We start from the raw sequence: 14,901 nt of genomic DNA, 5'->3' as shown, positions 1-14,901 counted from the left end.
AGCCCGCAATGCGGCAGCCCGATGCTCGCACCGCAAGCGAACACTGCGTCGTTTACACAGGATTGGCATATACTTGGCCGAAATAACGCCTTGCCGATGGCCGAATCCTTAGCGTTGTAGTACTAGCTACCCTCCTTGAGCAGTACGGTCCGTCCGTGCGGCGAGGGCTGGAGGGCGAGATCCCGCTACGCTGGCGTTCTGTCCTTTCTGAAGATGATGTGATGCAGCAAACCTACGCCGATGCCGTGCGGGACATTCATAGGTTCAAGCCCCAGGGGGTCGACGCCTTCCCCCGCTGGCTGGCGACACTAATGAACAACAATCTGCGCGATGCCGTCGAGGGGTTGGAAGCTGACCGGCGTGGGGGCAAGGCTCGGCGAATCGAGCCGTCGGCAGGAGATGAATCCTATATCGCCCTCATCGACATCCTGACCGCGAGCACTTCGACACCCAGCCGATGCGCAAGTCGTGAAGAGAACGCGGTTTACCTCAAGCGCGCCATCGGGCAGCTTCCGGAGGCTTACGCGGATGTGGTGCGGCTGTATGACCTGGAGGGTCGGCCGATCAACGATGTGGCCGCCACCCTGAGGCGAAGCCCGGGGGCGGTGTTCATGCTCCGTGCCCGAGCCCATTCACGGCTGCAGGAGCTCATGGGCTCGGCGTCTGCTTATTTCAGTACCATGTGAGCCTTTGCGCGTGAGCGGAAGCCGCATTTTCCGCTCGTGAGATTGGGGAAGGATGAACCATAGCCTGGCCTCCGGGGGGCTGCAGCTCCCCGAGACTAGGCGACAGTATGGTTGCTGTGTACACATGTCCACGGACCCACCCTCAGACCTGGATGGCGGAAGGTCGCCGGAGCGACGGCTGATCGACGCTGCGTTCGAGCAGGAGCTCAGCTCGCCGGCCGAGCCTTCGCCCGTCTCCGGCGACGCGAGTTCGCCGTGCGCTTTCGCGGACCGCATCTCCGGCTATGAAATCGCCGGGGAGATCCATCGTGGCGGGCAAGGCGTCGTCTACCTGGCCGTCCAGGAGGGCACCAAACGCAAGGTGGCCATCAAAGTGATGCGCGAGGGGCCATTTGCCGGCCCCAGGGATAAGGCCCGCTTTGATCGCGAGGTGGAGGTCCTCGGCCAGCTCAACCACCCGAATATCGTGGCCATCCACAACAGCGGCAGCGTGGGCGGGATGTTCTATTTCGTGATGGACTACATCTCCGGCCAGCCGCTGGACGTCTGGATGGCCAGCGGCAAGCGGAGCATCGAGGAGACGCTGAAGCTGTTTGCCAAGATCTGCGAGGCAGTGAACGCCGCGCACCTGAAGGGCGTGATCCACCGGGACCTCAAGCCGGGTAACATCCGGATCGACAGCCAGGGCGAGCCGCACGTTCTGGATTTCGGCCTGGCCAAAATGGCCGCCGGGACCGAGGCTTCTGTGATGACCGTGACCGGCCAGTTCATAGGCAGTCTGCCGTGGTCCTCGCCCGAGCAGGCTGAGGGTATTCCCGGCAGGATCGACACCCGCACCGACGTCTACTCGCTGGGGGTGATTGTGTACCAGATGCTGACGGGGCGGTTCCCCTACGAGGTCGTGGGCAACATCCGTGACGTACTCGACCGAATCATCAAGACCGAGCCGGCCAAGCCGAGTACTATCCGCCGTCAGATCAACGACGAAGTCGAGACCATCGTCCTCAAGTGCCTGAGCAAGGAACGGGAGCGGCGTTACCAGAGCGCGGGGGAGTTGGCCCGGGACATCGGCCATTACCTGGCCGGCGATCCGATCGAAGCCAAGCGGGACAGCGCTCTATATGTGCTTAAGAAGAGCCTGCGACGGTACAGAGTGCCGGTGACTATAGCGGGGAGCTTTTTCGTCCTGACTACACTGTCGCTTGCTGTATCGACGACTCTCTGGCAGAAAGCGGCCCGCGAGCGCGGCCAAGCTGATCGACAACGGCAAGCCGCTGAGTTCCAGGCGTACATCGCCAACATAGCAGCTGCGGATGCGGCGCTGCGGGCCGATGATGTGGGCACTGCTAAAACGCGCTTGAACCAGTGTCCACAGAGCCTGCGGCAATGGGAGTGGTTCCATCTCGCTGCGATGTGTGACCAAAGCATCACAACGATTCGAGGCATTCGCGCAATTCACAGGAACGCCTGGGTTCCTTGCGTTCACTTCAGCCCCGATGGCAAATGGATCATCACAAGGTCTGAAGACAGCTCGGCTAGGTTATGGGACGCCGCCACCGGCGTTTTGTTAGTCAGGTTTTGCGGACACACGAGGGAGGTCCTGTGCGCCAGCTTCAGCCCGGACGGCAAGCGCATCGTCACGGGGTCTCAGGATAAAACGGCCAAGTTGTGGGATGCAGCTACCGGTGCCGAACTCGCCACGCTCCGCGGGCATACCGATGCCGTCTGGACGGTTGTGTTCGATCAGGATGGCAGGCTGATTGCCACGGGATCTGACGATCGCACGGCGAGGCTCTGGGATGCGGCCACTGGGGCTGAAGTGGCGATGCTCAGTGGTCATAGCGATGCTGTCGACCATGTTGCTTTTGGCCTAAATGGCAAGCGTGTTCTCACGCATTGCTTTGACGAAACCATGAGCAGACTATGGGACACCGCCACAGGGACGGAGGTCACGACTTTCCACGACCACCCGGGTACGACATCTTTTAACCCAGATGGCACATTGGTCTTCACGTACTCCGGAGATAGTGGAGTTAGCCTCTGCAGCGCGGAGACTGGGGCGGAGGTGCTGGCGCTCCGTGGAAGTACAGGCCAGGCTTCTCGTGCGAGGTTTAGCCCAGATGGTAAACAGGTCGCGACATGGTCTGGTGAAGACGCCGTCAAGTTGTGGGATACCGCCACCGGCGGCGAACTCACCACGCTCCGCGGCCATTCCGGCCGTGTCTGGTACGTCGCTTTCAGCCCTGATGGCAGGAAGGTCATCACGACTTCTGGAGAAGACTACACGACGAGAGTCTATGACGTGGCCACCGGGGCCCAATTAGTCATGCTCAACGGGCACACCGACAGAGTTCAGGTCGTCGAGTTTAGTCCCGACAGCGGGAAAATCCTTACAGCATGTGAGGACGGCACCGCCAGACTTTGGGACCCAGCCACGGGGGCAGAGCTGACCACTTACCTGGGCCATCCTGGTGCAATCATGTTCGGAAAGTTCAGCCCGGACGGCAAGAGGATCGTCACCCTGGCTAGTGACGTCACAGCCAGATTGTGGGACACTACACCTTGGCCCGGGGCGGCCACGCTCCGGGGACACGTAAAAGGGATCTCCCACGTTGTGTTCACGCCACACGGCGAACGAATCATTACCGCATCTGACGATGGTGTAGTCAGACTTTGGGATATGGCTACGAGAGCGGAGTTAGCGTCGCTGCGGGGCCACGCCGACGCGGTCGGTGCAATCGATGTCAGCTTCGACGGCAGACGAATCGTGACGGGATCGATGGACAAGACGGCCAAGGTGTGGGATATGGCCACAGGCGCCGAGCTGACCACCTTACGGGGTCATACTGGGGGGATTGACTCCGTTGCTTTCAGTCCGGACGGCACACGCATCGTCACCCGGGCATACGATTACACAGCCAGATTGTGGGACGCCGCCACCGGAGCTGCGGTGGCCAATCTTGGGGACTATGCGTGGAATACAGATTGCTTCGCCTTCTCTCCGCACGGTCAGCGGATTGTCACGCTGTGCGATGACTCAACCGCGAGGTTATGGGATACACCTACCGGAAATCAAGTTACCACCCTTCGGGGTCACACCTCCTATCTCAGGTGTGTTGCCTATAGCCCAGATGGCAAGCTAATCGTCACGGGTTCGGACGACAAGACCGCCAGACTCTGGGACGCAGTCAGTGGGACGGAGGTGGCCGTGCTCCGAGGACACACCGACACGGTGGGAGGAGCCGAGTTCAGCCCGGACGGGGCGCAGATCGTGACGTGGTCCGACGATGGCACAGCCAGAATCTGGCACGCAGCTACCTGGGCGGAGGTAGCCAAGCTTGACTGCCATGCCATTGAGATCCTGCAGGTGACCCACAGTCCAAACGGGAGGCGGATCGTGATAACTGGAAACAGCAACACCGCCACGATGTGGGATACAACCATGGGGAAAGAGGTTGCTATGCTTCGCAGTCATACGGGCTACGCACGGGAGATCACCTTCAGCCCAGATGGCAGCCTCATCACGGCATCTGACGGTACAAGTGTACGGCTCTGGGACAGTGTGCCCTACGCCCAGCGTTATGCTGAGCGGCAGGCCGCCCTCGCGGCGATGGAAAAAGCCAAGCCCATCGTCGCCGCGCTGCGTGATCGCCTCGGTGACTGGGCCAAGGTCGCAACGGCTATCGAGGAGGACACATCGATGGACGATGTGCTCCGCCACCAGGCGCTGAACCTCGTGCTCAAGTCCTCTTCGGCCGAAATCAACGCCCGCTTGGCCACGCAGCCGAGCACCCAGCCAGCCGCAGATTCGCCAGCCTCTCGGCCAGCCACCCAACCAGCACCCACACTCCGGTCGGCGTCAGTATCTGCGCAGGAGGGTGAAGCTTCGGCACTTCAGGACAGCACGATTGCACAGTTGGCGAGTTCGGCATTTGAGGCTTCGTCGTCTTCGCACACCACGTGCTCGCGCGCCGGGAGGAGCCATGTCTAGCGAACCACCGATAGACTCGCGAGCCGACGCATCGCCGGAGCGACGGCTGATCGACGCTGCGTTCGAGCAGGAGCTCAGCTTGCCGGCCGAGCCTTCGCCCGTTTCCGGCGACGCGAGTTCGCCGTGCGCTTTCGCGGACCGCATCTCCGGCTATGAAATCGCCGGGGAGATCCATCGTGGCGGGCAAGGCGTCGTCTACCTGGCCGTCCAGGAGGGCACCAAACGCAAGGTGGCCATCAAAGTGATGCGCGAGGGGCCATTTGCCGGCCCCAGGGATAAGGCCCGCTTTGATCGCGAGGTGGAGGTCCTCGGCCAGCTCAACCACCCGAATATCGTGGCCATCCACAACAGCGGCAGCGTGGGCGGGATGTTCTATTTCGTGATGGACTACATCTCCGGCCAGCCGCTGGACGTCTGGATGGCCAGCGGCAAGCGGAGCATCGAGGAGACGCTGAAGCTGTTTGCCAAGATCTGCGAGGCAGTGAACGCCGCGCACCTGAAGGGCGTGATCCACCGGGACCTCAAGCCGGGTAACATCCGGATCGACAGCCAGGGCGAGCCGCACGTTCTGGATTTCGGCCTGGCCAAAATGGCCGCCGGGACCGAGGCTTCTGTGATGACCGTGACCGGCCAGTTCATAGGCAGTCTGCCGTGGTCCTCGCCCGAGCAGGCTGAGGGTATTCCCGGCAGGATCGACACCCGCACCGACGTCTACTCGCTGGGGGTGATTGTGTACCAGATGCTGACGGGGCGGTTCCCCTACGAGGTCGTGGGCAACATCCGTGACGTACTCGACCGAATCATCAAGACCGAGCCGGCCAAGCCGAGTACTATCCGCCGTCAGATCAACGACGAAGTCGAGACCATCGTCCTCAAGTGCCTGAGCAAGGAACGGGAGCGCCGTTACCAGAGCGCGGGGGAGTTGGCCCGGGACATCGGCCATTACTTGGCCGGCGATCCGATCGAAGCCAAGCGGGACAGCGCGCTCTATGTTCTGCGAAAGCAACTTCGAAGACACCTCGGGCCAGTCCTTGTCGGCGTGAGCTTCGTCGTAATGCTGGTGTTTTCTTGCGCTCTTGCATGGATGATGTATGCGCAGCAACGCCAAATGAGCTGGCGAGAGCAGAAGGTTGCCGAAGATCGCCAGAAATCGTTGGCCCGAACACAGGCCGACCTGCATCGGGTGCTGCTTGAACGTGCCGCGGCGGTTCGCGTGGCCCGGCGACCAGGTTATCGCCGCGAAGTATGGGCAAGCTTGCATGAGGCCGCCGCGCTGGATATTCCGGATCGGAACATGGGTGAGATCCAAGAGCAGATTCTGAGCTGCCTCAGTGATTTCGTGGGGCTTGACCCGCTCGACTCACCTGAAGTTGACCGGGTGCAGCATCGTCTGCCTTCGGCGGTGTTTCGTAGTATCATCGCCGAGCACCGGCAGTCCGACCGGTTCGTCTGGGCCTTGTCTCCGAATGAGAGGTTTCTCGCAGGGGCGTCGTGGCTCTCGGCCGTTCGTGGCGCACCTATCTCGATATGGGATGATGATGGTGTGAAGTCGGCTACGACAGCTTCGCCCGTCAGCTATGTACAGGACATGGAGTTCACCCCCGACAACCAGTTCCTTGTTGTGGGAGGGGGAGAAGGATGGGCAGCTTTTCAGATGCCGGATCTGTCCAGATATGGTTTTGTCCGGGGAGATAAGATCGACTCAGTAGCCGTGCATCCGATGGGACGAATGCTGGCAACGAGCGGTAATAGCCCAATGGTCGAGCTGTGGTCACTGACCTCGAATCGGTTGCTTGCCCAGCTGGAGTCTTCCCTGCCAGAGGGAGGCAGGAATATCGAGTTCAGTGCGGATGGTACGGTCTTGCTGGCCCTGGATGGCGGCGGTGCGATTCGACGTGCCTGGAGCGTAGGTGGAACCCCTGAGCGGCGTATCTTTGGCGGGCATCAAGGGGGCATAACTGGCCTCTCCTTCAGTCCAGATGGTGCCTACTTGGCCTCGGCATCTAAAGACATGACCGTGAAGATCTGGAACACGGTATCGGGAAGACTGGAGGGCACGTGTGAGGGACACCGAGCAGCGATACAGAGTCTCTCCTTCAGCCCCGAAGCGCCCTTTCTCGTGTCCGGTGATTGGGCTGGTGACGTTCGGCTCTGGAACGCTCACACGGCTCAGTTCGTTCAGGCTCTGGACCAGCCGAAGTTCCTGGCACAGGTATGGCGGGTGCGATTTAGCCCGTCTGGCCGCTACTTGGCAGTGGGGGGCAGCAACGGCTTGGCGATCTGGCGCATCGAACACACTTCAGGTGTACTTCGGGCATCGATCGTATCGTCCCACGAGGGTCTCGCCGTCCGAGACGTAGCGATTCACCCAGCCGAGCATGAGTTCGTGTTCGCTGTCGATGAGGGCCGTTTGTACCGGGCCACTCTGGAGGATCAACCGGTGCCACTGAGTGTACCTCTGACTGTGCGATTCCCCGTCTACTCCCTCCATTTCACGTATGATGGGCACTGGCTGCGGTTTGTCGGGCAAGACAACTCGATTGCGACATACGATTGGTGTTCCAGCTCACAAATCGCCGCGACTACAGAGAAGTTCGACCAGTGTTTAACGGCGGTCAGTGGGCAAGGCCGCTGGCTGGCTGCGCGCCGGCCCGCCAACCGTCTCCTGGTCTATGATCTTGCAGCCGATCGTGTGCTCTTCAGCTTACCCCCTGAAAACACCAATATCTGGAGCTTAGAATGGTCTTCCGATGCCACGGCCCTGGCGGAGGGTCGCTCAAATGGCGAACTCGCCGTCTGGAACCTGGAGGCGGTTCGGCAGCGCCTGGCCGAATTCAGGATTGCGGTCGCATCCACAATTCAGGAGTTGCCTGTCCCCATGCCGATTGCGATGCCATCCGAACAGCAACCGCACGCTCAGTTCCCATCAGAGCAGACCTTCGAGAACACCCATCCGGCCAACTGATGCAACCGGCACGATAGGAGCCGCCCTTTCAGGCGTGTCATGGCACCCACGTCTCGCTTGGCAGATCAACACCGGTTCTGATGACTATTCTGCCCTCTGCGTGTCTTCCTGCGGACAGCGTGTTTTCCTGCGGAGTGAGACGCCCGGGAGCGGCGCGCTGTGGATGGCCGATGCACCCGACGCGCCACGTTGGACGATCCCATTCGACTTTGACTGCTACCCCCACCCCCGTTCCGCCGCGTTCTCGCCCGACAGTCGGACGCTGGTCGTGGCTGACGAATGCGTCGCCCGCAGTACTGGATGTGGAGAGTTGGACCCTGCAGGTCATTCTGGAGGGACACGTCGGCCGAATCACAGCGGTGGCAATCGAGCCGCAGGGCCGACTGGTAGCATCGCAAACAGGTGATGGAACAGCTTGGGTCGAGGTTCTTCGCATGAAGCCACCGCGACGGACGCAGGTATGTCGAGTGTCATGCGAATCTTGTCGCCAGAGTGGGTCAGGCTTTGGGTCAGTCGCCCCATGGTGCAGAACCGTTTCAAGCACACAAACCGAACATTATCGGCCTGCAAGCCCGGTTCTTGCCCACGAGAAGGCTGGTCGCACGCTCTCGGATGCCGGCTCCAACCACAACGTTCGGCTGTGTGAGCCTGTTGTGGTGGGAATGGGTCCGATCACGTGCCCGGGATTGCAGAAGCTCCTGCTGTACCGCTTCCCATCCGAGCCGAACCACCGCACTGCCCAGCGGAAGGTCTGCCTTCGCGGCTACTCGCTCCTGGGCAATGGATCGCCTGACTCATCCACGGGAACAGGTCCATGATACTTCCGATACACACCAACCTTTTCAGTCGTTATGTGGCACCTCTCGGCCTATATCGACCAAGGCCACCACGGACGACTGACCCAAGCGAGAGTGTGCCAGAAGCTCCGGTGCGGCCAACTCTTGTGGTGGGTCGCCCAAACCTGAGCGACCCGCTACTCGAACCGTTAAATCCTCGCCTCCCTGCGAGACCACCTTTTATGGCTTTCGGCAAGCCCTATGGATCATGGCCAAGGCCTTGGCCACAAGTATCGTGCCGCAAGGCTTAAATGGTGGGATCGTGCGGTGAGGATTCCTGAGTCCGCAGGACTCGTCTCACGGCTGTGGCCGTGACCAAGAACGCGGTTATGAGAAAGAAGCTGTTGATCGGCGAGTTCGAGTGACCCCTCTTGCTGGTGTCGAGGTCCGCGTAGGCAGGGCATGTTGTGAGCGCCCGTCTTTTGTACATCAGTAATCCCACTCGCAAATGTAGCCCAGCTTATCCTCCGAGTCATGATCGTGCCACTTGCCGTTGGGACTCATACTCATGAAGATCTCGTCAAGGCCGCCGCTCGGCTGTCTCTCTCTGACGCTCCAGTTGGCGTAGCTCAGGGTTGACCCGTCGACCCAGGTCCATTTGCCCGACGGCTGGTCCAGGGAACACCCGATCCACAGCCAGATCCTGCCGGCCAGTTTGCGGAGAAACTGGTTCAGAGAATCGCTTCGGATGACGGCCAAGTGCCCGTTCATGTCCTCGCAGGCCGCTTTGGCCTCGGGCCAGGTCGTGGCTTCAGGCACCACCCAGTAGTGATGTCCGCCGAACGCCCTGGCTTCCACGGGAATCAGCAGCTCCTTGCCCGGCCTGGCGTGCGCCTCCTCGATGCCGGGGTTCACCTGGCTCATCCGCTCCACGAGCACCGTCCAGGGTTCGTCTCGCACATTCACAAGACCGCAGTTGTGGCTCTCGCCGTTCAGAACACCTTCCGCGGGAAAATCCAGGTAGCCGAACCAATGGAAACCGACGACGAAGGGCCAGCGCACCAGTTCGGTCACATGCCGCTCGTAGCGATCTGCACGATCCTGCTGCCTGGGCAGCGTCCGGCCCGGCCCCGCGTTGGGCAGCCCCGAGTCCTTGGCATAGAACGAAAACGCGGTCAACATCACCGGCCGCTTGGTGAGGCGGTGCAGCCTGGCCAGCCGGTCCACGGGTGCCTGGAGGCTGTAGCTGTTCAGAGAGGCCACGTCCACGAACCCGTCTGTTTCCCTGACGACTTCCAGAGGTGCGGCGGTGGCGAAGCGGCAACCCAGGATGAGGTGGTTGCGGTCAACCGCCCTGATCGCATCGTGGCAGGTCTTGAAGTAGATGCGCGCGTATTGGCTGAGGAACTGGCTAGAGGCGGCCCTGGCCGCGGGCGTGTTCATGGGCAGCGACGTAAGCTTCGCGAGTTCATCCAGCGAGCTCAGGCGTGTTCCCCATGCCGTATTGAAGGCTTCCACGGTGTTGCAGGTGGAGCGCAGCAGCCGCACCAACGCCTGCTTGCCGGGTCGGTCGGCTGGGCCGTGCAAAAACTCCTCGAACAGGGTCCGGTACTCAGGTGACGCACGTGCCTACGGGCAAACGGCTATCGATCTTGGCGCCCGCAACGAGTGCCGTTTCCTCGCCTCGCCAACGGCATCCTCAACGCAATTCTTTCGCAGCGATGGCGATGATGCGTGGATACCCTCATCGCGGAGCACCCAAGACAAGCTGATCCTCCTCCAGCGATTCTTCAGCGGCCTGCCCGACGTGTACGGCACCTACGATCCGGACACGGGGCATGCCTGGCAAGTCAAGTCCTCGGTGACCCGAGAAGTGCTTCTGGCCCATCTCATCGGTAGGCAACCCTACGGTGTGTACCTCCTGACCGGAGAGATGACCCGAGCGGTTGCGGCGGACTTCGACGATGAAGATCTCAACCCTCCGATGGAGTTCGTCGCCGCGGCCAGGCACTACGGCATCTCGGCCTACGTCGAATGCAGCAAGTCCAAGGGATACCACGTGTGGATCTTCTTCGGTGAATCGGGTGTCCCGGCGCGCAAGGCCCGTCTGGTGGTTCACCACATCCTCTGCGAGATTCAGAAACCGCGATCCGAGGTCTTTCCCAAACAGGATGCCATCGATACGGCAGTCACCTGCGGCAACTTTATCAACGCACCGCTATTCAGCCGGCTTGTCGGCCGGGGGTCGAGCTGTGTTCGTCGATGCCGGTGAAGCACGCGGACGCGGGGACGCCCGTCCACGTCCTGCAGGGCCTGATGGGGCACGCCTCGATTACGACCACGAGGGAGTTCTATCTCCAGACCGCGGAGGCGAATGAGCGGGAGGCGCTCGCCAAGTATCAGGCCCTCCTGGATGCTTCTGGCGGCAAGACTTGCGTATGGGCAGGATTGCGAAGGGACCGCCGGCGACCGGCATTCCGTAACTCACGTCTCATAAAGAACTTACTAAATCGGGGCGACTGGACACGGTTTGAACTCTTCATCGAGGCCGTTGTTGAGGCGCAAGACTTTATGGTAGCGGAAGTTAAGGCAATACTCTCGCGACCGGACACCCGGTAGTGATGTGCGTGAGGGCCTACTTCTCGACCAGGTTCCCGCTCCCATCCGCCAGCCCGGTCACGCTGCCCAGGGCCCCGTGCAGGTAGTACAGCACCTCGGCCGTACCCGCCTCCACGTCCCCGGCGGCCGTGTAGTCGATGATGACCTCCTGGTCGGGGAATTGCTTGCCCCACACGAACTCGCCGGCCAGCGTACTGGCTACCCACCCGCGACAGCGGGCCGCACCGGCTCCACTCGCGCACTTTATGTGGCAATACGATGCCCGATACGATGACTTACCGGGGCCCCAAACGGCCGGAAGTGAACCAAATCAGTGATTCAGCTCATTCATATCCTCCTCTCGCAGGTTGCTTGGCGCAAAGCCCTTGTCTTCGCCCAGTTCAGTGATATGCACCAGGCACCGCATTACCTCATGCGTGGGCCCAATGATCTCTACACTACAATGGCCGTCGTGTAGGAATCCCACCAATTGATCTGCAAAGCAATGACACAGCGCGGATTCATCAGCATAGTGCGGGTGTGCCAAGGCTCGTTTGATGTCCTCATCGATGACCGCTTTTCCTCCAGCGGGGACGATCGCATATGCCTCTGCCGCGTGCGTTGTCAGGAGCTTCTCGGCACTCGCGGGCTCAAAGTTGACAATCCGGTCTCTATCCGTATACTCACGTAGGAGGACTAGACGCAAGGGCTGACGGTTCGCCATAAGGCTAAAGCTCAACTCCAACAGCCATCGCAATACACTCCTATCTTCTGATCCATAGCACAGGTAACTGGCTTCTAGCGGGAACCCCCGCACATGTGCATGTCGGCATGGTCGTTCATATGCTAGCCACATCTCGGCACCCCTCGCCCCACAGGCCACGCTGCCGATACACTCTCTTCAGAGACCACGACTGAGCACCACGAGTCCGTCCTTCCTGCATGCCATGACGCGCCGCACCTTTTCCGGGATGTGAACAGTCACTTCCTCAGTAGTTCCCCGCATTTCCGCAGACAGTTGGGTATGGTGCCGTCCCATTCGGCGCATTTCCCATGATGCGGCAGGTCATAACGAATCCACTTGCGGATGCGAACCAACCTGCAACCGATCGTGCCGGCCTTGTAGGTCCTCAGTGCATTAGCATCTGCCATAATCACCTTACAGGTCGCGCCTGCCGGGGCCACAAACGACACGGCTGTGCATCCTACCACTACAAGGTCATTCGCCGGTCCTTCGTCCAGAACAGGGATGTGCCGACACGTACCACAACAGAGTAGCCACGGTATCTGCGATGGTGCAACATAGCCACTACACAGTGCGAGAGCCTCTGCACCAGGAGTCCCGTAGTTTTCACAAGAATAGTGACAACCCCGCAGCAGGTGATCGCAGTCTGGAATGCTCCCCCCGTTCTCTATGCATTTGTTGTAGGCTTGCCCACAGCACAGGCGGCACGCCGGGGTCGACAAGCCGCCAATCAAGCCAGTTGGATCATACAGATTTACGGCTGCATTCTTCACAACGGCATAGAGATTGAGTCCACCATCTTCCTCAATCGGATCCCTGCTCATCCACCTGCCCAGCCGGGCGTTGTAGTACCGATACCCGTAGTAGGACAGCCCGGTTTCGGTGTCGAACCACTTGGTCGAGAACCGGAACGGGTTGGCGGCCGCGTAGGTGCCGGTGGCGGCCAGCGTGTTACCGTACGGGTCGTACTCGTACCTGGCGACCGTGGTGATGTTGTTCAGGTTGGTCGCGTCCAGGACCTGCCCGACGTTGCCGTTGGCGTCGTAGAAGTACCAGTGGACGGGTGAGCCGGTGGTGCCGGTTTCGACGCTGGCCAGCAGACCGCTGATCCCCCCGGCGCCGTGGATGCCGGCGGTGCCGTCCGTACCGGCCTGGCCGCTCATGTCCAGGCCCCAGGTGTACTTGGAGAGGATGGCGTTGCTCGCGTTGGCGTCCAGAACCTCGACCACGTTCCACCCGTCGTAGACGAACAACTGATCGGACTGTCCCTGCCAGGCGCTATTATTATACACCGAGACCGTCTTGCGGACCCGGCGACCCATGTAATCGTACGTGAACACGAGCTTCTTCGAGCCCTGGCTCGGACTGGTCGGGTAAACCTCCGTCAGCCGGTTCTCCGCGTCCCAGACGTACGTGAACGTCCCGTCGGCCGTCAGGTTGCCGTCCGCGTCGTAGCTAAACGATTCCGTCGGCGACGTGGGCTGTGGGCAGGTGTTGGGGGCATCGTCGGTGAACCGGTATTGATTCACCTGATTCCGGCAATAATACAGCACGTCGCCGGCCCCCTCCGTGCGGTCGGAGCGGTTGCCGATCGGATCGTACGTGTACTGCCTTCGGCGGCTGACATCCTCGCTCCTGCCGGGCTCCGGAGACGCCCACCAGTTGAAGCCGGTCAGCTCGCTACGGTCGTTGTACGCGAACGAGTTGCTCCAGGCGCCGTCCGTCAGCCACGTCACCAGCGATTCGCGCCGGGTGAAGTCGTCGTAGTAATAATCGTACTCGGAAACCATACTCAGCGGGTTGCCGGCCTCGTTGTACACCCACCACTTCTGGCCCAGCGAGTCCGTCCAGGACGAGGCTCCGGCCAGCGGACCGTCCCATTCCTCGCGGGTTCGCATGCAACCTCTATCTAGAGAACGGCTTGCGACCCTTCATCCGCGCCCCCCTTTATCCGCGCCCATGAACACATCGGTTTGCCAGCATGCACCAGCATCACAGTGAAATGTAGGCAGCTGACGAATAAGCAATACAGCAAATAGCCACCATGATGCCCCTCAATGACTTGCGTTGATAACGAAATCTGGCCTGAATCCAGCCGTCAATCACTGGAGCATAAGCCGCATAGCAGAACGCCAGAAGATGGATTACGGGCAGTACCAGGATACGGAATTCCTCTGTCGGTACGGTGCCATTCCCGGTCGCTAGACGATCTGTCCGCACGATAAGTGCATCGAGCAGGATAAGTGCCCCTCCGACGCCCGGAAAGAACAAGAGGGCTAGCCTCCACGTTCTGCCTCCCCTGAGTACATACAGAGACGAATGGTTTTGTTCAGGCCTGCTCCGCATGTGCCGTCCTCGCATTGTAGCACATATCGCCGTTGATGATCCTCCCTCGGCCGCTGATGCGCAGTGTGGGGATTCCGACAACACCGATGGAGCTTTCGCCAGCCCCTTTCGGATCCGCGTTACCAGACATGTTGGCGAACGCGTGTTCTATCCATGCCCTTGCCTCTGGTTCCACGCGACTCAAGACTGCCCCAATCACGAATGCAGCGAAAACGCTCCCCCACCACTGGAGACGGTCACGCGCAGGTGGTGACTGAAGATCGGGCTCACGATTCTCGGTTTGCGCGTCAGCGTGCTGTCTAGAAAACATGTCGCTATCGCTCTCACCATTTGGGGCGACCGTAATCTAGGGGGTTCGTACGATTCAAAATCTCCACGGTACAAGGCGTGACCGTCCGCGTACACGCCCCTGGAGACGACGAGACATGGGGAGGCCCGCCATTAATTCCATGGCCAGTGCCGACGTTTTGCTCTAGCCCTGTAAACGTGTTGCAGTTCCTGGCCCATACGCTGTAGTAGACTAGGTCGCCTTGCTGCCATCTCTGGTGCAGTACGGCGTCTTCTTCTACTGAAGTCGGGAAATCGGGTGGAGTCGTGGGGCAGGGTACGGAGGATTTCTGTACTTCCCCCAATCCTCCAAAACTGATACATAGACAGGTATTCAATCGGGTGTAACTCGCCGGGCGCGCCCTCATAAGGTCCTATAATACAAGCCTTTACAGCTTGTGGAGTTGTGATATAAGGGTCTCCAGAGGTGGAACATTGCTTGTTCAGGACGATGTTCGGCCCTCTTG

7 protein-coding genes are annotated in these 14,901 nt (G+C 60.4%); 4 read left to right on the top strand and 3 right to left on the bottom strand.

The features are described 5' to 3' along the window. The first annotated feature begins 155 nt into the window (after window positions 1-155). From KA354_23865 to KA354_23855, 3 genes are all read left to right on the top strand, one after another. Window positions 156-686, top strand: coding sequence for a sigma-70 family RNA polymerase sigma factor (locus KA354_23865; protein MBP7937689.1), 531 nt, complete (start codon window positions 156-158; stop codon window positions 684-686). A 124-nt stretch (window positions 687-810) separates the two neighbouring features. Next, window positions 811-4,677 carry a protein kinase gene (locus KA354_23860; GenBank protein ID MBP7937688.1) on the top strand — a complete coding sequence of 1,289 codons (3,867 nt, stop codon included), beginning with the start codon at window positions 811-813 and terminating at the stop codon, window positions 4,675-4,677. Further along, window positions 4,670-7,642, top strand: a complete 2,973-nt coding sequence (locus KA354_23855) for a protein kinase (protein MBP7937687.1) — start codon at window positions 4,670-4,672, stop codon at window positions 7,640-7,642. Before KA354_23860 ends, KA354_23855 begins: the two co-directional genes overlap by 8 nt. Before the next feature lie 1,265 nt (window positions 7,643-8,907). Here KA354_23855 and KA354_23850 read toward each other — a convergent pair. Beyond that, window positions 8,908-9,966, bottom strand: a complete 1,059-nt coding sequence (locus KA354_23850) for a C-type lectin domain-containing protein (GenBank protein ID MBP7937686.1) — start codon at window positions 9,964-9,966, stop codon at window positions 8,908-8,910. On the opposite strand from KA354_23850, the gene KA354_23845 reads away from it, so the two are divergent. Continuing rightward, window positions 9,947-10,690, top strand: coding sequence for a hypothetical protein (locus KA354_23845; protein ID MBP7937685.1), 744 nt, complete (start codon window positions 9,947-9,949; stop codon window positions 10,688-10,690). The genes KA354_23850 and KA354_23845 overlap by 20 nt on opposite strands. A 363-nt stretch (window positions 10,691-11,053) precedes the next feature. Here the strand turns inward: KA354_23845 and KA354_23840 are convergent, their stop codons facing one another. Together KA354_23840 and KA354_23835 are read right to left on the bottom strand one after the other, a co-directional pair. Beyond that, the gene (locus KA354_23840) at window positions 11,054-11,212 is read right to left on the bottom strand and encodes a hypothetical protein (GenBank protein MBP7937684.1); all 159 of its coding nucleotides are present in this window, start codon (window positions 11,210-11,212) and stop codon (window positions 11,054-11,056) included. Between the two features lie 785 nt (window positions 11,213-11,997). Continuing rightward, the gene (locus KA354_23835) at window positions 11,998-13,659 is read right to left on the bottom strand and encodes an RHS repeat-associated core domain-containing protein (GenBank protein MBP7937683.1); all 1,662 of its coding nucleotides are present in this window, start codon (window positions 13,657-13,659) and stop codon (window positions 11,998-12,000) included. Between the last annotated feature and the right edge of the window lie 1,242 nt (window positions 13,660-14,901).

The organism is Phycisphaerae bacterium, assembly GCA_018003015.1.
In the GTDB taxonomy this organism is placed as follows: domain Bacteria; phylum Planctomycetota; class Phycisphaerae; order UBA1845; family PWPN01; genus JAGNEZ01.
This window is presented reverse-complemented; position numbering and strand designations above follow the sequence as displayed.